General features: G+C 72.0%; 17 protein-coding genes. 6 read left to right on the top strand and 11 right to left on the bottom strand.

What is annotated here, in order from left to right:
* Nucleotides 1–4: 4 nt before the first annotated feature.
* The 6 genes from QM517_RS12945 to QM517_RS12920 all read right to left on the bottom strand — a co-directional run bounded on the left by QM517_RS12945 (nucleotide 5) and on the right by QM517_RS12920 (nucleotide 5736).
* On the bottom strand, nucleotides 5–1105 hold the full coding sequence (locus tag QM517_RS12945; protein WP_283287911.1) for a glycosyltransferase: 1101 nt from the start codon (nucleotides 1103–1105) through the stop codon (nucleotides 5–7).
* Nucleotides 1102–2568 (bottom strand): LCP family glycopolymer transferase, encoded by a 1467-nt coding sequence (locus QM517_RS12940; RefSeq protein WP_083735008.1) that lies wholly within the window; start codon nucleotides 2566–2568, stop codon nucleotides 1102–1104. The genes QM517_RS12945 and QM517_RS12940 overlap by 4 nt, the downstream gene beginning before the upstream one ends.
* The gene (purE, locus tag QM517_RS12935; protein WP_283288291.1) at nucleotides 2565–3032 is read right to left on the bottom strand and encodes a 5-(carboxyamino)imidazole ribonucleotide mutase; all 468 of its coding nucleotides are present in this window, start codon (nucleotides 3030–3032) and stop codon (nucleotides 2565–2567) included. Before purE ends, QM517_RS12940 begins: the two co-directional genes overlap by 4 nt.
* 94 nt (nucleotides 3033–3126) lie before the next feature.
* Entirely contained in the window at nucleotides 3127–4260 is a 1134-nt protein-coding gene (locus QM517_RS12930; protein WP_283287910.1) for a 5-(carboxyamino)imidazole ribonucleotide synthase, read from the bottom strand.
* A gap of 79 nt (nucleotides 4261–4339) precedes the next feature.
* Entirely contained in the window at nucleotides 4340–4894 is a 555-nt protein-coding gene (locus QM517_RS12925; protein ID WP_077050452.1) for a PH domain-containing protein, read from the bottom strand.
* 59 nt (nucleotides 4895–4953) lie between these two features.
* Nucleotides 4954–5736 carry a biotin--[acetyl-CoA-carboxylase] ligase gene (locus QM517_RS12920; RefSeq protein WP_077050453.1) on the bottom strand — a complete coding sequence of 261 codons (783 nt, stop codon included), beginning with the start codon at nucleotides 5734–5736 and terminating at the stop codon, nucleotides 4954–4956.
* 158 nt (nucleotides 5737–5894) lie between these two features.
* Here QM517_RS12920 and QM517_RS12915 point away from each other — a divergent pair, with 158 nt between their 5' ends.
* Together QM517_RS12915 and QM517_RS12910 are read left to right on the top strand one after the other, a co-directional pair.
* On the top strand, nucleotides 5895–7484 hold the full coding sequence (locus QM517_RS12915; protein WP_283287906.1) for an acyl-CoA carboxylase subunit beta: 1590 nt from the start codon (nucleotides 5895–5897) through the stop codon (nucleotides 7482–7484).
* Complete coding sequence (locus QM517_RS12910; protein WP_077050455.1) at nucleotides 7481–7711, top strand: acyl-CoA carboxylase subunit epsilon; 231 nt, start codon at nucleotides 7481–7483, stop codon at nucleotides 7709–7711. The genes QM517_RS12915 and QM517_RS12910 overlap by 4 nt, the downstream gene beginning before the upstream one ends.
* Nucleotides 7712–7994: 283 nt before the next feature.
* Here the strand turns inward: QM517_RS12910 and QM517_RS12905 are convergent, their stop codons facing one another.
* The 4 genes from QM517_RS12905 to QM517_RS12890 all read right to left on the bottom strand — a co-directional run bounded on the left by QM517_RS12905 (nucleotide 7995) and on the right by QM517_RS12890 (nucleotide 12258).
* Nucleotides 7995–9035: a hypothetical protein gene (locus QM517_RS12905; protein ID WP_083735027.1), complete on the bottom strand. Its 1041-nt coding sequence runs from the start codon at nucleotides 9033–9035 to the stop codon at nucleotides 7995–7997.
* The gene (locus tag QM517_RS12900) at nucleotides 9032–10291 is read right to left on the bottom strand and encodes a sensor histidine kinase (protein WP_139340614.1); all 1260 of its coding nucleotides are present in this window, start codon (nucleotides 10289–10291) and stop codon (nucleotides 9032–9034) included. The genes QM517_RS12905 and QM517_RS12900 overlap by 4 nt, the downstream gene beginning before the upstream one ends.
* On the bottom strand, nucleotides 10284–10949 hold the full coding sequence (locus tag QM517_RS12895) for a response regulator transcription factor (protein WP_077050456.1): 666 nt from the start codon (nucleotides 10947–10949) through the stop codon (nucleotides 10284–10286). Before QM517_RS12895 ends, QM517_RS12900 begins: the two co-directional genes overlap by 8 nt.
* A gap of 61 nt (nucleotides 10950–11010) precedes the next feature.
* The gene (locus QM517_RS12890; RefSeq protein ID WP_283287901.1) at nucleotides 11011–12258 is read right to left on the bottom strand and encodes a class I SAM-dependent RNA methyltransferase; all 1248 of its coding nucleotides are present in this window, start codon (nucleotides 12256–12258) and stop codon (nucleotides 11011–11013) included.
* Between the two features lie 57 nt (nucleotides 12259–12315).
* Between QM517_RS12890 and QM517_RS12885 the strand changes: the two genes are divergently transcribed.
* Nucleotides 12316–12963, top strand: a complete 648-nt coding sequence (locus tag QM517_RS12885; RefSeq protein WP_077050458.1) for a Maf family protein — start codon at nucleotides 12316–12318, stop codon at nucleotides 12961–12963.
* Nucleotides 12964–13040: 77 nt separating this feature from the next.
* The gene (locus tag QM517_RS12880) at nucleotides 13041–14807 is read left to right on the top strand and encodes an ATP-binding protein (RefSeq protein WP_283287899.1); all 1767 of its coding nucleotides are present in this window, start codon (nucleotides 13041–13043) and stop codon (nucleotides 14805–14807) included.
* A gap of 296 nt (nucleotides 14808–15103) precedes the next feature.
* Here the strand turns inward: QM517_RS12880 and QM517_RS12875 are convergent, their stop codons facing one another.
* Entirely contained in the window at nucleotides 15104–16564 is a 1461-nt protein-coding gene (locus QM517_RS12875) for an NAD(P)H-quinone dehydrogenase (protein ID WP_077050460.1), read from the bottom strand.
* Between the two features lie 67 nt (nucleotides 16565–16631).
* Here QM517_RS12875 and QM517_RS12870 point away from each other — a divergent pair, with 67 nt between their 5' ends.
* Both QM517_RS12870 and QM517_RS12865 read left to right on the top strand, forming a co-directional pair.
* Entirely contained in the window at nucleotides 16632–17465 is an 834-nt protein-coding gene (locus tag QM517_RS12870) for a purine-nucleoside phosphorylase (RefSeq protein WP_283287896.1), read from the top strand.
* Nucleotides 17462–19120 (top strand): phospho-sugar mutase, encoded by a 1659-nt coding sequence (locus tag QM517_RS12865; RefSeq protein WP_283287894.1) that lies wholly within the window; start codon nucleotides 17462–17464, stop codon nucleotides 19118–19120. The genes QM517_RS12870 and QM517_RS12865 overlap by 4 nt, the downstream gene beginning before the upstream one ends.
* Nucleotides 19121–19200: the final 80 nt, after the last annotated feature.

Here is a 19200-nt window from a genome sequence, read left to right as displayed (position 1 = left end):
CCGCCTAGAGTTCGGCGTGCAGAGCCCAGACGCGGTCGGCGGACGCCGCCCACGCGAACCCCTTCGCGCGATCACCGGCGAGCACGCGCAGGCGCTCCGCGTCCTCCCCGAGAGCGCGCGCGACGGCAGCGCCGAGTCCGCTCTCCGTGGCGAAGGCGGCCGCGTCGGCGAGCACCTCGCGATGGACCGCGGTGTCTCGCGCGACGATCGGCACGGAGAGGGCGAGTGCGTCCACGGCCCGCCACGGCCAGTCGGTCCGGGTGCTCGCCGCGACGAACGCGACCGCGTGGGAGAGCACCGCGGCGCGGTCCCACTGGTCCAGAGTACCGCGCGCGTGGACGCGCGCCTCGGGGACCCCCGCGGCGGACGCGAGCTCGACGACCGCCGGCTCCTCCCCCTCCGGCACGTCCAGCACCACGACGTCACCGTCCCACTCCGACGCCAGGGCCGCGAAGGCGTCCGCGAGGCCGTCCGAGGCGGCGGCGCCGCCGGCCAGGGCGACGAACGACGCGGGCAGGTCGAGCGCACGGAGGCGGCCGACGGCATCGGAGGGCGCACGGAACCCGGCCGCCGGCGCCCCGCCGATCACGCGCACCTTCGCGACGAGCTTGGCCTTGGCCACCTCCGCCAGGCGCTCGGCCATGGCGTGCGAGGGCACGACGACGGCATCGGCGTGCTTGCCGATGCGCGACAGCAGCGCGCGGGTGGCGAGGACCTCGGCCCGGGGCAGCTCGTCCGGTGTCTCCCACGCGCGGAGGTCCCACAGCGTGACGACGATCTGATGCGTCTCGTTGACACGGTCGTGCCGGACGAGCGGGGCGAGCGCGGTCGGCGAGTGGATGAGCCCGCGACCGATGCCGGGCGCCACCCCGAGCTGCCAGGATGCCGCCAGCTCGCGTCGGCGCATCGACAGGCGCGTCTCGGCGCTGAGACCCGTGACGCCCGCGTCGTTGGGGAGACCCGGCGCGGGAGTGATGGCCGCGACGTCGCAGCCGCGCGGGGCGGTGTCGACGAGGGCCTGGGCGAGCGACGCCGAGGCTTCCGCGAGGTCGCGGGAAGTCGGCGCGACGAGCTGGTCGAGGACGACGCGAAGGGTGACGGTCACGGCGCGGGGCTCTCCGTTTCGGTCGGGGGGTGGAGCTTGTCGCGCACGATCTGCTGCACCTGCGCGTAGTCCGGGTCGAACTCGTCGACGCCACCCTCGGGGGTCAATTCGATCGTCGTGACCGGCTGGCCCTTTGCCTTCAGCGCGAGGTCGACCAGCGTCGGGGCGATGAGACCCTGCGGGAGGTCGGTCTCGAGGATGTTCGTCCCCGCGGCGGCCACCTGCTGGAAGTGCTGGAGGACGTTCTGCGGGGTGAACTGCGCGAGGATCGCCTCCTGCAACTCGCGCTGGCGGCGCATGCGGTCGAAATCGCTCGTGGTGTACCGCGAACGGGCGTACCACTGGGCGGTGTCTCCGTCCATGTGCTGCTGACCGGGCTCGATCCAGCCGAAGGCCCAGTCGTCCACCGGCTGGCCGTCGTACGCAGGCCCGCCCTTGGGGAGGCGCTCCTGGACGTTGATGTCGACGCCGCCGAGCGCGTCGACGACGTCGGCGAAGCCCTTCATGTCGATCAGCACGTAGTACGGGATCTGGATGCCGAGGATGCCCTCGGCGGCATCCTTGGTCGCCTCGATGCCCGGTTCGGAGCCGTTGGCCTTGGCGTCGGGGTAGAGGGCGTTTCCGTCCTGGCACACCTCGACTTCGGTGCGGAGCTGGTTGATGCCGCTGCCCCAGCCGCAGGTCGGGTCGTACTTGCCCTGGTGTCCGTTCGGGTACAGGTCCTGCATGGGCCCGGGGGCGAAGGGGAAATTCGGCATGTCGCGCGGGATTCCGGTGATGGTCACCGCTCCCGTGGAGGCGTTGATCGAGACCACGGAGATGGAGTCGAACCGCATCGAGTCGCGCCCCTCACCCGAGTCGGCACCCAGGAGGAGGATGTTGTAGTAGCCGTCGGACGGCGGGACGACGGGTGCCGATTCGGCGAAGATCGACGCGAAGGCGTCCCTTGTCGTCCCGGCGGCCTGGGCGGCCCACGCGGCACCCGAGCCGGTGAGGACGAGCAGCCCCACCGACACGACCGTCATGATCCACCGGGCCACGGGCCCCGTCCGCACGAGTCGCACCAGCCGCAGGGTGTCGATCGTGAGCACGATCCACAGCACGATGTAGCCGACGAGGACGACCTGCACCAGGGTGAGCGGAACCCACCGGAACCACGACAGGAAGTCGGGGATGAACGAGCCCGTCGCGAGGGCGAAGAGACCGCTCGGCCAGAGCAACGCCGCCACCGCCGTGAGGACGAGGGCCGTCCAGAGGAAGAGCGTGGCGCCCAGGCCGAATCGGCCCAGGCGACGGTTGCCCGCGAGGATCTGCGCCGACCCGGGGATGAGCACGTTGAGCACGACGAGCCACCACCCGCGCCGCGTCATGACCTCGCGCGACGACGCGTCCGGATGACGCAGGGGCCGGGACTCCGTCAGCGACGGGCGGGCGCGCGGCCGCGGCGGGGCGGCGACGCTCACAACGACTCCTTGAGGCGGCGGTTCTTCTCCTCCACCTGGGACTCGAGATCGGCGGCGTAGCCCTCGACGCGGTTGCCGAGGGCGACGTCGGCGGCACCGAGGATGCGCGCGGCGAGGAGCCCTGCGTTCTTCGCCCCGTTGATCGACACCGTCGCGACGGGGATCCCGGCGGGCATCTGCACGATGCTGAGCAGCGAGTCGAGACCGTCGAGCGTGGCCAGCTGGACGGGGACGCCGATGACCGGGAGCGCGGTGACGGAGGCGAGCATTCCGGGGAGGTGGGCGGCCCCACCGGCTCCGGCGATGATGGCGCGCAGCCCCCGCGCCCGCGCCTCGCGGCCGTACCGGATGAGCTTGTCGGGCGTGCGGTGAGCCGAGACGACCTCCACCTCGTGGGGGATGCCGAATTCGGTGAGCACCTGCGAGGCGTCGCTCATCACGCGCCAGTCGGAGTCGGAGCCCATGACGACGCCGACCAGCGGCGTCTCGGAGGAATGCAGCGGCCGGGTCACCGGTCCAGGCTAGGGCGGGTCGCTGGAAGATCCCGGAACGGCACGCTCAGTCGAAGAATGCCGCCGCCGCGCGGCCCTCGTAGACGACGTCGTCCAGGTCGTCGCCGGCGACGTTGACGTGCCCGACCTTGCGCCCCGGACGCGGGTCCTTGCCGTACGTGTGGATCTTCGCCGTCGGGTGCGCGGCCATCGCGGGTGCGAAGCGCTCGGTCAGCCCGCCCTCGGCGGGCCCGCCGAGGATGTTGACCATGACGGTCCACGGAGCCGTGGCATCCGTCGATCCGAGCGGAAGGTCGAGCACGGCGCGCAGATGCTGCTCGAACTGGCTGGTGACGGCGCCGTCCTGCGTCCAGTGGCCGCTGTTGTGCGGCCGCATGGCGAGTTCGTTGATGAGGACGCGCTCGTCGGTCGTCTCGAACAGCTCGACGGCGAGCATGCCGGTCACCCCGAGCCCTTCGGCGACGGCGACGCCGATCGCGGCGGCCGCGCGCTCGAGCCGGTCCCCCGCACGCGGAGCGGGCGCGATCACCTCGGCGCACACCCCGTCGCGCTGCGTCGTCGCCACGAGAGGATACGCCCGCACCTCGCCGGACGGACGACGCGCGACCTGCTGCGCCAGTTCGCGCGTGAAGTCGACGAGTTCTTCGACCAGGAGCGCCCCGCCGTGGGCGTCCTCGGCGAGCGCGGCGAACCAATCGTCGGCTTCGGTCGCGGCCGAGACCACGCGCACGCCCTTGCCGTCGTACCCGCCGCGGGGGGTCTTAACGACGGCGCGTCCGCCGTGGGCGTCGAGGAAGTCCTGGAGCTGCGCGGCATCCGAGACGGCGGCCCAGTCGGGCTGCGGCATCCCGAGCTCGGCCATGCGCGCGCGCATGACGAGCTTGTCCTGGGCGACGGCCAGCGGGGCCGGGCCCGGGTGGACCGCGACGCCGGCGTCGACGAGCGCGCCCAGGACGTCCTGAGGCACGTGCTCGTGGTCGAACGTGAGTACGTCCACCTCACGCGCGAAGCGGAGCACGGTCTCGGCGTCGCGGTAGTCGCCCACGGCGGTGGCGGCGAGCCCCGCCGACATGCCCTCGGTCTCGGCGAGGACACGGATGTCGATCCCGAGCTCCTCGGCCGGCGCGATCATCATCCGCGCCAGCTGTCCTCCACCGACCACTCCGACTCGCAGCGCCATGCCGCTCCTTCCGTCCCGTCCATTGTGCTCCACACCGCCGCCGCACTTCCCGACCCCGGCGAGAGGCACGACGTCCGCGTCAGAACTCGACGGCGCCGGAGCCGTGCGCCTGCGAGTCGCGATGCGCGAGGATCTGGTTCACCTCGACCTGGTCGACCAGCGTCTCGTGCACGAGCACCGCGTGGGGGACGTTCTTCAGACGAAGGGGAGGTTCCACTCCGTTGGACAGCGTGAGGGTCCCCGCTCCCCACAGCCGTTGGAGGATGCCGCGCCTCATCTGGATCGCGTACCCGCGCACGTGCGAGATCTCGCGGCTGCTCGACCCGAAGAAGCCGGAGCGCTCGATGACGCGGCGGGTGGTGATCGTCCACGACCGGGAGAGCCACACGAAGTACGGCACGATCACCAGCAGCACCAGCGCGGCACCGGCCGCGGTCAACAGCATCCAGTTCTCGAACGGAGCCGGGAGATTGTCGTAGTAGTACGCGGTCGCACCGGCCACGGCGATCAGCACGAGGGCCGACCAGAACAACCGCCGGGCGTGACCGCGCAGGCGCGCGATGCGGCGCTCGGGCGCAGCCGCGCCAGGGGCCGGCGTGCGGGGACGGCCTCCGTAGGTGTCGGGCGGGGTCACGTACTCATTGTGGGGGCGGGAGCCGCCGGCGTCGCCCGCACACGCGGGACGGGCGCGGGTCAGCGCACGTGGACGACATCCCCGGCGGCGACCACCGTCTGGATCGTGCCCGATTCGACTACCAGGCGTCCCTCGGTGTCGAGCCGTTCCGCCCGGCCCTGGACGGTGGTGCCGTCGGGGAGGGACACCGACACCTCACGGCCCACGGTCGAACACAGCTTCTCGACGTCGCGGTGCACGCGGGCGACATCGCCCTCCGAGAGCGCGGCGAGCAGCGCGGCGAGGGACTCGAGGTAATCGGCGAGCAGGCGATCCTCGTCGACCTCGACGCCGAGGGCTGTGAACGAGGTGGCCGTCGACACCGGCAGATCCGCCCGGGTCATGCGCGTGTTGATCCCCGATCCGATCACGACCGTGTCGAGGGTGCCCGGAACGGCCTCGGCGAGGATGCCGCAGATCTTCCCCCCGTCCACGAGTACGTCGTTCGGCCACTTCAGCTGCGCGCTCGGACCGTGACCGGTCAGGCGGGAAGCGACGGCGCGCGTCATGGCCGCACCCGCGGCGAGGGGGATCCACCCGCGCATCCCCATCGGGATGCGCCCGGCGTCCACGACGACCGACACGGCGAGGGCGGTCCCGGCCGGAGCGGTCCACGTGCGGTCGAGTCGGCCCCGCCCGGCGCGCTGGTCGTCCGTGACGAGCAACGACAGATGCGGCCATCCGGCGGGGTCCGCTGCGACGGCGGCGACGACGTCGGCGTTGGTGGAGTCGGTGGTCTCGACGACCTGGAGGCGCGGGCTGAGCGCGGCGGTGAGCGGGTATCCGGCAGCGGGGATCGGCATGTGCACACCCTAGGCACGACCCGGGGGAATCGGCATCCCCGGGCCGTCCCCCGGCCTCGCACTCTCGCGCACGAATGGATGGATGCCACAGCGTCCCGACGAGGTGCTTGTGCGCACCCTCCAACATCGGCGTCGAACCGGTCGATAGGGTGGAAAGCGTGACCGACCAGCCCGATCTCTTCACCACCGCCGGCAAGATCGCGGACCTGCGCGCCAGGTTCCAGGACGCGGTCGTCGACGCCGAAGCCGCCGCGCGCACGAAACAGCACGCGAAGGGCAAGCTCACCGCCCGCGAGCGCATCGAGATGCTGGTCGACCCCGGCTCGTTCGTCGAGCTCGACGAGTACGTCCGCCACCGCACCACGGCGTTCGGCATGGACAAGTCGCGCCCCTACGGTGACTCCGTCGTCACGGGCACGGGCACGATCCACGGGCGCACGGTCGCCGTCTACGCGCAGGACTTCTCCACCTTCGGCGGCTCGCTCGGCGAGGTCGCCGGCGACAAGATCATCAAGGTCATGGAGCTGGCGCTCCGCAGCGGCATCCCGATCATCGGCATGCTTGACTCGGGCGGCGCGCGCATCCAGGAGGGTGTCGTCGCGCTCGGCAAGTACGGCGAGATCTTCCGCTTGAACACCGCCGCCTCGGGGGTCATCCCGCAGATCTCGATCATCATGGGACCCGCCGCCGGCGGCGCCGTGTACTCGCCCGCGCTCACCGACTTCGTCATCATGGTCGACAAGACGAGCCAGATGTTCGTCACCGGCCCCGACGTCATCAAGACCGTCACCGGCGAGGACGTCGGCATGGAGGATCTCGGCGGCGCCCACACCCACAACACCCGGTCTGGCGTGGCGCACTACCTCGCCGAGGACGAGGACGACGCGCTCGACTACGCCCGCACCCTCGTCGGATTCCTCCCCGACAACAACCTCGCCGAGATCCCGGTCTACGAGACGCCGTTCGAATTCGAGACGACGGATGCCGATCGAGCGCTCAACACCGTCATCCCCGACTCGCCGAACCAGCCCTACGACATCCACACCGTGATCGACGGCATCGTGGACGGGGCCGACTTCCTCGAGGTCCAGCCGCTGTTCGCCCCGAACATCGTCATCGGCTTCGGCCGTATCGAGGGCCGGACCGTCGGCATCATCGCCAACCAGCCCTCGCAGATGGCCGGCACGCTGAACATCGACGCGGGAGAGAAGGCCTCCCGCTTCGTGCGGTTCTGCGACGCGTTCTCCGTGCCGATCGTGACGCTCGTCGACGTGCCCGGCTACCTGCCCGGCACCGACCAGGAGTGGACCGGTGTCATCCGCCGCGGCGCGAAGCTCCTCTACGCCTACGCCGAGGCCACCGTGCCGCTGGTCACGGTGATCCTGCGCAAGGCCTACGGCGGCGCCTACATCGTGATGGGGTCGAAGCAGCTCGGTGCCGACATCAACCTCGCGTGGCCGACCGCCGAGATCGCCGTGATGGGCGGTCAGGGCGCGGTGAACATCCTCTACCGCGGTGAGATCAAGCGCGCCGAGGAAGCGGGCGAGGACGTCGCGGCGGTGCGCACCCGCCTCGCGAACGAGTACACCTATAACGTGGCATCCCCGTTCCTCGCGGCCGAGCGCGGCGAGCTCGACGGCATCATCGAGCCCGCGCAGACGCGCGTGTCGATCGCCAAGGCGCTGCGGGCACTGCGCAACAAGCGGGCGAGTCTGCCGGCGAAGAAGCACGGGAACATCCCGCTGTGAGCGAGACCGGTGACGGATCGCCCGAGACCGTCGGACGCATCGTGCGCGGCACCCCCACGCCCGAGGAACTCGCCGCGGCGATCGTCGTCGTGAGCGAGGCGTACGCCCGGGAGTCCGCCGATGCCACGGCACCGGAGACGTCGGCGCGCTCGCGCTGGGAGTTGTCCGCTCGCGGACTGCGGGCCCCGCTCGACCGCGACGCCGGCTGGAACGGATTCACGGGCTGACTGTCCCCCGAAATACCTACAGACGCCGCGAGAACGTTCGCGAATACTGGAGGAGCTGGAACGCATCACGCGTTCGGTCGGGCCGCTCCATCGAGCCGGTTCCGGCCACCGCGGACGGTTTTCGGGTAGCCGTTCGCATGGGTGAGGGGCAGGCGACATCGCCGCCCCTCACCCCTCACTTTTCGCACTCTTCCCCGGATGCAGATACCCGTTCTGGCCCCCGTCGGCGTTCGCGCCACGGGGGCCTCTCCGTCGCGTCCGTGCGGGCGGCGCATCCTTCGCGTCAGTGCGGGCGGCGGATCTCGCGCCAGAGATCGACGTCGTCGTCGTCGGCCCCGGCGCCCGCAGCCGCCGTGCGACCCACGACGGTGACCGCCACCTCGTGGTGGGGCGAGGTCCGGATGATCAGACGCTCGGACGCGGCCTCCTCGACGATGCCCGCCAGCTCGGACCGAATGTCGCGCAGCGCCGACGCCGGCAGGTCTTCCAGGCCCCCCTCGTCAAAGAGCATGACGATCGTCCCGCGGCGACGCGCCGCGTCGATCTGTGCGCGCACCGCCTCGTCGAGGAGACGGGGGCTGCGCAACTCGTCGCGCAGGCTCTGCTCGGCGAGGCGCGCCGCGTTCTTCTCGCTCGGACGCAGGTTCCCACCCGTCTCGATCGTGCGACCGAGCACCGGACCGGCGACGTGAAGCGCCCGCTGCACGTGCAGCCGACGCTCGCGCTGACGCCCGCTCTGCGAGGCCTGCCAGGCGGATGCCGCCTGCTGCAGCTCCGACAGCTGCTCCGCATCGCGGGCGACCCGGTCGAGAGCGGTGGTGATGAGCTGGGCCACCGCCACCCAGACGAGCGAACCCACGAGCCCCAGGCTGAGCGCGGCGAGCGGGCCCAGCCAGACCGCCGCCGACACGGCCAGGAGGCCCGTGCCGATCCAGGCGACGACGGGTCGCCGCCGCACCATGACGACGGTCATGAGCGCGCCGATTCCGCCGATGACCCACGTGACGAACGGCTGCGACCGTCCGGCCTCGTTCACCGCCGCGAAGGCGGCGTTCGGGACGACCGCGGCGGCCAGCAGCGCGAGGCCGACGGCCCATCGCGGAGGCGCGAGCCGCGTGTCCGTGTCCGCGTCGTCCGGAGCCGCGACGCGGCGACGCGTCGGCAGGAGGATCCAGAGCCAGGTGATCGGGAGGTACAGCACGAGCGCAGCGATCAGCAGCCAGCCGCGTTCGACCGTGTCGGGCAGCGTCCACAGGAGGCTGCGCGCGGAGAGGTAGGCCGTGAAGGCCAGGCCGATGCCCGAGAGGATGGAGCGGACGGTCACCAGCGGTCCCCGCTCTCCCACTCGAGGGTCACCGTCGTGCCCGCGGGCGAGGAGTCCAGGGTCGAGCGTCCGCCGACCGCCGTGACGCGCGCGATGATGGAGCCGCGGATGCCGAGCCGATCGGCGGGGATCGCATTCACGTCGAAGCCGCGACCGGCATCCCGCACCCGGATCGTCACTCCCCCGGGCTCGGCGGAGCCGGTGACCTCGACGGTCAGGGCTCGCGCTTCGGCATGCTGCACCGCGTTGGCGACGGCCTGCATCGCGGCGAGCACGAGCGCCCGGGCCACCCGCCCGGGAACGCGGGGCGTGCCCTCCTGCACCCGTCGGGTCACCGCCAGTTCCACCCCGAAGTCGCGGGCCGAGGTCTCGATGTCGTCGGCGAGGGCCGCGGCATCCATCGGCTCGTCGCTGCCCTCGAGGGCGTCCTTCTCGGCGTTGGCCAGCCGCGTGAGGGCCTCGCGCGCCATGCTCACGGCGAGGGTGCGCTCCCGCGGGGTCGAGGCGCGTTCGGCCGCGAGCAGGGCGCCCAGGACGCTGTCGTGCATGAGTGCCGCGACGGCGACCCGCTCGTGCTCGGTCGCGGCGGTGGCCGCAGCCTGCGCGTAGCTGGCGACGGCCCGGGCGCGCGTCTCGTCGACGTTCGCCGCGATCGAGCGGTACATCCAGGTGAGAGTCACCAGGACCGCGCCCAGCATCAGCGCGAACGAGACGTCGAGCGCGACGGGCAGCAGGAACTCCGACCGTCCGCCCGCCTGGATGAGACGGACCACACCGAACAGCAGCGGCGCGGCCACCGTCCAGGCGATCTGCAGGGACAGCGGGAAGGCCACGACCGTGGCCACCGTGGCCACGTTGATGAGGTAGAAGATCCAGGGGTTCTCGGTGGGCGACGGGGACTGCTCGCCGCCGACGGTGGCGATCGGCCAGAGGGCGAGGGCGACCATGAACAGCACCGCGAACACGCCCGAGAACACCCTCGCGAACCGGTTGACGGCGCACGCCACGACCATCGCGACCAGCGGAACGAAGACGCCGATGACCAGGGGCAGATGCCACCCCGGGGCTTCGTCGCTCGGCCCGAAGGCGGCGACGAAGGCCTGCACCCCGAGGACGAGACAGGCCGGCCCGACCAGCAGGGTGATGACGCGCTCGATGCGCTTCTGCGTGAACGAACCGGGGTCGTCGCTCGTCTCGCGCGTGTGCGGGATCCGCCCCCACGCCTCGTCGAGGACCGACCGATCGACGTCAGGCATCTCGGGGCGTCTCGGGCGTCTCGTGGAGGATGCCGTCCTCCATCGCCCGTCGCAGCAGATCGACCTTGGTCGGGGCGGGGCGCCCCACCTCGACGTACTTCACGCGCACGCGCGTGATGTTCTCCTTGGCCGTGGAGTAGGCCACGCCCAGGCGTTCGGCGACGGCCTTGAGAGGGAGCCCGGCGGCGTACAGCCGCAGCACTTCGCGCTCGCGCGCGGACAGCTGCGCATCGGCGAACTCGCGGTCGCCCTCGACCGCGCTGGCCCACTCGACGTTGTCGAGCAGCTCGCCGCGGGCGACGGTCCCGATGGCCGCGAGGACCTCGTGCGTGGGAGACGACTTGCTCACGATGCCCGCGGCGCCGGCGGCGAGCGCCTCGCGCACGGCGGCCGGGCGGTCGGCGACGCTGTGGATGATGACGCTGGAACCGTCCCGCACGACACGGTCGACGTTCTCGGAGACGGTGGTGCCGTCACCGAGCGTGAGGTCGAGGACCACGACATCGGCGGGGGCCTCACCCGCGGTGCGGCGCCAATCGAGGTAGGCGGCGACGTTCGCGCCCGACAGGACCACCTGGAACGACTCGGTCTGCGCCAACGCCGCCTCGAGGCCGAGCCGGACCGATTCATGGTCATCGATGAGGGCGACGCGCGTCATCCCCACATCGTATCGGCGCGACCCCTCCCCCGCCGGGAGTGCACACCCGCCGATCGGCGGGTCATCGCCGGAGGGCGACGACCGCCTCGACGTGATGGGAATGGGGGAAGAGGTCGAGACCGTGCACGCCGCCCTCGACGCGGTACCCGTTCACGGCGAACGTCGCCAGGTCTCGCGCGAGCGCGACGGGGTCGCAGGCCACGTAGATCACGACCCGGGGATCGAGGCCCGCGATCCCCTCCACGACCTCCCGCCCGGCGCCCGAGCGCGGAGGATCGAGGACGACGACGCCGCGGGACAGGCGCTCGCGCTCGCGCGCGGAGGCGTCCGCCCGCAGCCGCGCGACGTACCGGTCGACCCGCGCCGTCTCGGCGCGGGCACCGACCCACTCTGCGAGGTTCTCCCCCGCGTGCTCGGTCGCGCGGGCGTCGCTCTCGACGCTGACGACCCGGGTGGACGCGCCGCCGATGTCGGCCAGCGTGGCGGCGAAGAGGCCCACGCCTCCGTAGAGGTCGAGGTGGACGGCATCCGGGTCCAGGTCGCCCGCGGCCTCACGGACGCGATCGCCGACCGCCTCCGTCAGGGCTCCGGCCGCGAGGCGGTGCACCTGCCAGAAGCCGCCCGCGTCGACGCGGAACACGCGGTCGCCGACGCGTTCCTCGACGACTTCGGCGGTCCCGGTCGCGCGGGATCCGTCGGGACGCGGGAGGACGCGCACCCGCCCGTCGGCCGGCTGGACGAGGTCGATCCGGCCGGGAGCCGCGCCGCGCAGCTCCGCGGCCGCACGGGCGATCGCGTCCGTCGCGAGCGGGAGATCGGGCGTCTCGATCACCCGGTGCGAGCGCGGAGCGAACGGACCGACGCGTCCGGCCTCGTCCACGTGCAGGCTCACGCGCGTCCGCCAACGGGTGCCGTCCGGTGTCTCGTCGACCCCGGCCGGACCCACCGAGACGGGGAGTTCGAGGCGTCCGACGCGCTCGAGCGACTCGCGGATCACCCGCTCCTTCAGCGCGCGCTGGTGACCGAGTTCGATGTGACCGAACTCGGCTCCGCCCACGCGCTCGTCGGGCGAACGGTCGATGGCGGCCGAGGGCCACACGTGCGCGCGCCGCTCGGGCGCGGCCTCGAGGACCTCGACGGTTTCTGCACGCCAGAACGCCTTCTTGCGCGTATCGGTGAGCCGCACGCGCACGCGCTCCCCGGGGAGGGTGTCCGGGACGAAGACCACGCGGCCCTCGTGCCGCCCGACGAAGATGCCGCCGTGGGCGACTCCGGTGATGTCGAGATCGATGAGGTCGCCGTTCTGCATCCTCCGAGCCTGTCACACGGCGGTCCCGGCGGGTCGCGTCGTCGGTAGCGTGGACGCATGCGCGTGTGCCTGGCATCCACTTCCCCCGCTCGACTCATGCTGCTGCGGCAGGCCGGAATCGAGCCCGAGGCCCGGGCACCCCGGGTCGACGAGGAGGCGGTGATCGCCGAGGTCGAGGCGGCGGAGGGGCGCACGCTACCGGCACCGGAGCACGTCCTTCTGCTCGCGCGGCGGAAGGCCGAGGACGTGGCGCTCCGCCTGGCCTCCGACGGGTCCGGGTTCGACGGATTCGTGATCGGCGGCGACTCGATGTTCGCGCTCGGCGACGAGATCCTCGGCAAGCCCTACACCGCCGAGGCGGCGACCGCGCGCTGGCGCGACATGCGCGGGCGCACGGGCGTGCTGCATTCGGGGCACAGCGTCTTCCGGGTCGCCCCCGGCCACGAGCCCCGGGAGGCGTTCGCCGTGGCCGAGGCGTCGGTGACCTTCGCCGCCGACGTCGCCGATGAGGAGATCGCGGCGTATGTCGCCAGCGGCGAACCGCTGCTCGTCGCGGGCGCGTTCACCGTCGATTCCCTGGGCGGCGCGTTCATCGAGCGCGTCGAGGGCGACCCCTCCACGGTGGTGGGGATGTCGCTGTCGACCGTGCGTCGCCTCGTCCGCGATCTCGGCGGATCGTGGACCGATCTGTGGAACCGTTCGTAGACTCCCCCACACGTTTTTCGGCGTTTCTTGTGGAGGAGGGTCAAAAGACCCGCACGACCCCTCGCTAGGCTGGGAGGATGCCGAAGATCGCCAAGGTACTCGTCGCCAACCGCGGCGAGATCGCCGTCCGTGTCATCCGCGCCGCACGCGATTCGGGCAAAGCCTCCGTCGCGGTCTACGCCGACCAGGACCGGGACGCCCTGCACACCCGCCTCGCCGACGAGGCGTACGCGCTCGAGGGCGCCACCAGCGCCGACACCTACCTCTCGATCGAGAAGATCCTCTCGGTCGCCCGCCGTTCCGGCGCGGACGCCGTCCACCCCGGATACGGATTCCTCGCCGAGAACGCCGACTTCGCCCGCGCCGTCATCGACGCGGGCCTCGTCTGGATCGGCCCGTCGCCCGCGGCGATCGAAGCGCTCGGCGACAAGGTCACCGCGCGCCACGTCGCCGAGAAGGTCGGGGCCCCCCTCGCCCCCGGCACCCCCGGGCCGGTGGCCGGCGCCGACGAGGTCATCGCCTTCGCCGAGCAGGTGGGCCTGCCCATCGCGATCAAGGCGGCGTACGGCGGCGGCGGACGCGGCCTCAAGGTCGCGCGCGAATTCGACGAGGTCGCCGAGATGTTCGAGTCGGCGACCCGCGAGGCCGTCGCAGCCTTCGGTCGCGGCGAGTGCTTCGTCGAGAAGTACCTCGACAAGCCCCGCCACGTCGAGACCCAGTGCCTGGCGGATGCCGCGGGCAACGTCGTCGTCGTCTCCACGCGCGACTGCTCTCTGCAGCGCCGTCACCAGAAGCTCGTCGAGGAGGCCCCGGCGCCGTTCCTCAGCGACGAGCAGAACGCGATCCTCTACTCGGCATCCAAGGCCATCCTCCGCGAGGTCGGCTACGTCGGGGCCGGGACGTGCGAGTTCCTCATCGGCGCCGACGGCACGATCTCGTTCCTCGAGGTCAACACCCGCCTGCAGGTGGAGCACCCGGTGTCGGAAGAGGTCACCGGAATCGACCTGGTGCGCGAGCAGTTCCGCATCGCCGAGGGCGAGGAACTCGGCTACGACGACCCCGCGCCCACCGGCCACTCGATCGAGTTCCGCATCAACGGCGAAGACCCCGGCCGAAACTTCCTCCCGCAGCCGGGCCCGATCCACGTCTTCAAGACCTTCGGCGGCCCGGGGCTGCGCCTCGACTCCGGCGTGACGGCGGGCGACAGCGTCTCCGGCGCCTTCGACTCGCTGCTGGCGAAGATCATCGTGACCGGGCGCGACCGCGCCGAGGCTCTGGAGCGTTCGCGCCGCGCGCTCGACGAGTTCGAGGTCGCCGGACTCCCCACCGTTCTCCCGTTCCACCGCAAGGTCGTCCGCGACCCCGCGTTCACGGCCGAGGACGGCACGTTCGGCGTCTACACCCGCTGGATCGAGACCGAGTTCGTCAACGATATCCCCGCCTGGGACGGCGAGCTCGAGCCCCCCGTCGAGGCGCCCGGTCGACACACGGTCGTGGTCGAGGTCGGCGGCAAGCGACTCGAGGTCAGCCTCCCCGACCGCATCGCCGCCCCCGCAGCGAAGCCGGGCCGCCCGGCCGTCGCACCGCCGTCGCGTCGGTCGCACGCCGCATCGCCGACCGCCGGGGCCACCGGTGACGCGGTGAAGTCGCCGATGCAGGCCACGGTCGTCAAGATCGCCGTCGAGGAGGGCCAGCAGGTCGTCAAGGGCGACCTCGTCGTCGTGCTCGAGGCGATGAAGATGGAGCAGCCCATCCAGGCGCACAAGGACGGCACCGTCGCCGGCATCGACGCCAGCCCCGGCACCACCGTCTCGGCGGGTCACCAGCTGCTGCTCATCAGCTGAGGCACCCTCCTCGCCGCCGGCGCCGCGTCCCTCCGGGGGCGCGGCGCCGTCGCGTTACGGCGGGTGTGCGCTGCGGCGGCGGTGCGGCGGTGCGGCGGTGCGGCGGCGCGGCGGTGCGGCGGTGCGGCGGTGCGGCGGTGCGGCGGTGCGGCGGTGCCAGCCACGCATAAACGCGATACGCACGCATAAACGCGAGCACACCGCGTTTCCACGCGCCAGAAGCGTTTATGCGTGAACGCACACCCCACGGAACCACCGAGCAGGATGGATGCCGCTCACCCGCGGCATCCCGAAGCTCAGTCCTCGCCGGGATCGTCGCGGTCGACGATGTGCATTGCGCGCGCGGCATCCGTGATGCTCGATGTGAGCGACGGGTACACCGCGAACACGCGGGCGACCTGATCGACGGTGAGGCGGCGCTCGACGGCGATCGCGATCGGGTAGATGAGCTCCGAGGCGCGGGGAGCGACGATCACGCCGCCCATGACGGTTCCACTGCCCTGACGGGCGATGAGCTTGACGAAGCCGTCGGTGATGCCCTGCATCTTGGCGCGAGGGTTGGCCGACAGCGGCAGCTTCTTCACGACGCCGGCGATCTTGCCGTCCGCGATGTCCTGCTCGCTGAAACCGACGGTGGCGATCTCGGGCGCGGTGAAGATGTTCGCGGTGATCCGGCGGGTCTCCAGCGGGATCACGACGTCGCCCAGCGCGTGGAACACGGCCTGACGACCCTGCATGGATGCCACGGACGCCAGCGGGAAGAAATTCGTGCAGTCGCCCGCGGCGTAGATGTTCGGCACCGACGTGCGGGCGACGCGGTTCACGCGGATGTGGCCCGACGGCGTCATCTGCACGCCCGCCTGCTCCAGGCCGATCCCGGCGGTGTTGGGGATGGACCCCACCGCCATGAGGCAGTGGCTGCCCTCGATCGTGCGTCCGTCGGCGAGCGTCACCACGACGCCCTCTCCGGTGTTGACGACGGAGTCGGCGCGCGCTTTCGACAGCAGCGTCATGCCGCCGCGCTGGAAGACGCGCTCGAGGACGGCCGCGGCATCCTGGTCTTCGCCCGGGAGCACCTGGTCGCGGCTGGAGACCAGTGTGACCTTCGCGCCGAGGTTCATGTACGCCGAGGCGAACTCCGCGCCGGTGACACCCGAGCCGACGACGACGAGGTGCTGCGGCACCGACTTCATGTTGTAGAGCTGCGTCCACGTCAGGATGCGCTCGCCGTCGGGCTGCGCGGACGGCAGCTCGCGCGGCGACGCGCCCACGGAGACGACGAGCGTCTCGGCCTCGATGCGGTCGAAATCGGTGCCGCCCGCCTCGGTCGAGACGACCACGGCGCCGGAACCGTCGAGGCGGCCGTGACCGGAGATGATGCGGACGCCCGCGTCGAGGAGCGACGAGCGCATGTCGTCGGACTGCTGCCGCGCGAGCGAAAGGAGCCGCTGATTCACCGCCGCGAGGTTGATCGCGACCTCGGGGGTCAGCGGCTTGCCACGGTCGTCCTTGGCGAACAGCTGCACACCCAGCTCGCTGGCGCTGCGGATCGCCACGGCCGCGTCGGCGGTCGCGATGAGCGTCTTCGAGGGGACGACGTCGGTGATGACGGCCGAGCCGCCCACGCCCGCCCGCTCCACGAGGGTCACGTCGGCGCCCAGCTGGGCGGCGGAGAGGGCCGCTTCGTAGCCGCCGGGGCCACCGCCGACGATCGCGACGGACTGCTTGCGCTCGAAGCTCTGCACCATGGCATCCATTCTTCCCTAGTGCGACGCGCGGCCCGTGCGCCTGGCCCCGGATGCCGCGGCTTTCTAAAGTGGGTTCATGGCACACAGCAACTCTCACCCGCTCGACGACCCGGCGGCCGACCCGTTCGAGATCGCCGCGGCGGCGGCCTCCGACATCGCGCGCCTGTCCGGTGTCGAGCGTCACGACATCGCGGTCACCCTCGGCAGCGGCTGGGGCCGCGCCGCCGAGCTCATCGGCGAGGAGACCGCGTCGTTCCCCGCGACCGAGGTCACCGGCTTCTCGAAGCCCGCCCTCGAGGGGCACGTCGGAACACTCCGCAGCGTCCGCACCCCCGGCGGCAAGAACGTCCTCGTGATCGGCGCGCGCACGCACTACTACGAAGGCCACGGTGTCCGCCGGGTCGTGCACAGCGTCCGCACCGCCGCGGCCACCGGCGCGACCACGATGATCCTCACCAACGGCGCGGGCGGCATCCGCGAGACGTGGAAGCCCGGCCAGCCCGTCCTCATCAGCGACCACATCAACCTCACCGCCGACTCGCCCCTCGAGGGCGCGACCTTCATCGACCTCACCGACCTGTACTCGCAGCGCCTGCGCGACCTCGCCCGGGCGATCGATCCGACCCTCGACGAGGGCGTCTACACGCAGTTCCGCGGTCCGCACTACGAGACCCCGGCCGAGGTGCAGATGGCCAAGACCATCGGCGGCCACATCGTGGGCATGTCCACCGCGCTGGAGGCCATCGCCGCCCGGCAGGCCGGCATGGAGATCCTCGGCTTCTCGCTCATCACGAACCTGGCCGCCGGCATCCAGAAGACGCCCCTCAGCCACGCAGAGGTGCTCGAGGCCGGGCGCGAGGCCGAGCCGGTGATCTCCGCACTGCTGGCCCGTGTGATCGGCGCGCTGTGAGCGAGTACGTCGCCGCCGCGCGCGCCTGGCTCGCCCAGGACCCGGATGCCACGACGCGCGAGGAGCTCACGTCGCTCATCGAACGCGTCGAGGACGGGGATGCCGAGGCGGCCGCCGACCTGGAAGACCGTTTCGCCACCCGTCTCGCCTTCGGTACCGCGGGGCTCCGCGGCACGCTCGGGGCCGGGTCGAACCGCATGAACCGGGTGCTCGTGGCGCAGGCCGCGGCGGGCTTCGCCGCGTACCTGCGCGAGAAGCAGCCCGACGGGACGCCGACCGTGGTCGTCGGGTACGACGGACGCCGCAACTCCGACGTCTTCGCGCGCGACTCGGTCGAGATCTTCGCCGGGGCGGGGCTGCGCGCCATCCTGCTCCCCCGGATGCTGCCCACGCCCGTGCTCGCGTTCGCGGTGCGGCACCTCGGAGCCGACGCGGGTGTCATGGTCACCGCGAGCCACAACCCGCCGGACGACAACGGGTACAAGGTCTACCTCGGCGGCGCCGACGACGGCGCGCAGATCGTCTCGCCGGCGGATGCCGAGATCGCCGCGCACATCCAGCGCGTGGCCGATGCGGGTGACGTCACCGTCCTCCCCCGCTCCGTCGGGTTCGAGAACGCCCCGGAGGCGCTCGTCGAGGCGTACGTCGCCGCGACCGCCGCCGTGGCCCCCGCGCCTGCCGGCGCCGACGGGCTGCGGTGGGTCTACACCGCGATGCACGGCGTCGGGTGGGAGACGGTGTCCCGCGTGCTCGCCGAAGCCGGGTATCCCGCGCCGACGGTCGTCGAGGCGCAGATCCACCCGGACGGCCGCTTCCCCACTGTGGCGTTCCCCAACCCGGAGGAGCCGGGGGCGATGGACCTCGCCTTCGAGACCGCCCGCTCCGCCGACGCCGAGCTCGTCATCGCCAACGACCCGGATGCCGACCGCCTCGCCGTCGCGATCCCCGACCCCGAGGTCGAGGGCGGCTGGCGTCGCCTGACCGGCAACGAGATCGGCCTGCTCCTCGGCTGGCGCGCCGCGCGCACGGCATCCGGTGGCTCCCTCGCCTGCTCTCTGGTGTCGTCGCCCGGGCTGCAGGCCGTGGCCGAGCACTACGGCCTGGACTTCCACGCGACCCTCACGGGCTTCAAGTGGATCTCTCGCGCGCCGGGCATCGTCTACGGCTTCGAGGAGGCCCTGGGCTACCTCGTGAACCCCGAGACCGTGCGCGACAAGGACGGCGTCTCCGCCGCCGTCGCGTTCCTCGGGCTCGCCACCGCCGCACGCGCCGAGGGCCGCACCGTGGCCGACCTGCTGCAGGAGTTCCGCGACACCTTCGGCGCGTTCGCGAGCGACCAGATCTCGGTGCGCGTCACCGACCTGAGCGAGATCGGCGCGATCATGGCATCCCTCCGCGCCCAGCCGCCGTCCGCGGTGGGCGAGGTCGCGGTGTCGAGGATCGACGACCTGCTCGAGGGCGTCGACGGGCTGCCCCCGGGCGACGTGCTCCGGATCTGGCTCGAGGACGGCTCGCGCCTCATCGTTCGGCCCAGCGGCACCGAGCCGAAGCTGAAGCTGTACCTCGACGTGCGCGGCTCGTCGGCGAAGAAGGCCCGGCGCCGCCTCGAGGCGCTGCACGCCGGTGCCGAGGATCTGCTCGCGGCGGTGCGCTGACGCGGGGCCGCCGTCTCCGTTTTGGGGCGGGATCTTCCGTTTGGGGCGTGGAATTCTCCGCCCCGACCGGAAGGGACCGC

The sequence above is a fragment of the Microbacterium sp. IEGM 1404 genome (assembly GCF_030056775.1).
Taxonomy (GTDB): Bacteria; Actinomycetota; Actinomycetes; order Actinomycetales; family Microbacteriaceae; genus Microbacterium.
This window is presented reverse-complemented; position numbering and strand designations above follow the sequence as displayed.

Excerpts from the sequence above, each read along its gene's own strand:
- purE (WP_283288291.1), bottom strand. The coding sequence starts at position 3,032 with ATGGGCTCCGACTCCGACTGGCGCGTGATGAGCGACGCCTCGCAGGTG.
- QM517_RS12930 (WP_283287910.1), bottom strand. The coding sequence starts at position 4,260 with ATGGCGCTGCGAGTCGGAGTGGTCGGTGGAGGACAGCTGGCGCGGATG.
- QM517_RS12920 (WP_077050453.1), bottom strand. The coding sequence starts at position 5,736 with ATGCCGATCCCCGCTGCCGGATACCCGCTCACCGCCGCGCTCAGCCCG.
- QM517_RS12900 (WP_139340614.1), bottom strand. The coding sequence starts at position 10,291 with ATGCCTGACGTCGATCGGTCGGTCCTCGACGAGGCGTGGGGGCGGATC.
- QM517_RS12895 (WP_077050456.1), bottom strand. The coding sequence starts at position 10,949 with ATGACGCGCGTCGCCCTCATCGATGACCATGAATCGGTCCGGCTCGGC.
- QM517_RS12890 (WP_283287901.1), bottom strand. The coding sequence starts at position 12,258 with ATGCAGAACGGCGACCTCATCGATCTCGACATCACCGGAGTCGCCCAC.
- QM517_RS12885 (WP_077050458.1), top strand. The coding sequence starts at position 12,316 with ATGCGCGTGTGCCTGGCATCCACTTCCCCCGCTCGACTCATGCTGCTG.
- QM517_RS12880 (WP_283287899.1), top strand. The coding sequence starts at position 13,041 with ATGCCGAAGATCGCCAAGGTACTCGTCGCCAACCGCGGCGAGATCGCC.
- QM517_RS12875 (WP_077050460.1), bottom strand. The coding sequence starts at position 16,564 with ATGGATGCCATGGTGCAGAGCTTCGAGCGCAAGCAGTCCGTCGCGATC.
- QM517_RS12870 (WP_283287896.1), top strand. The coding sequence starts at position 16,632 with ATGGCACACAGCAACTCTCACCCGCTCGACGACCCGGCGGCCGACCCG.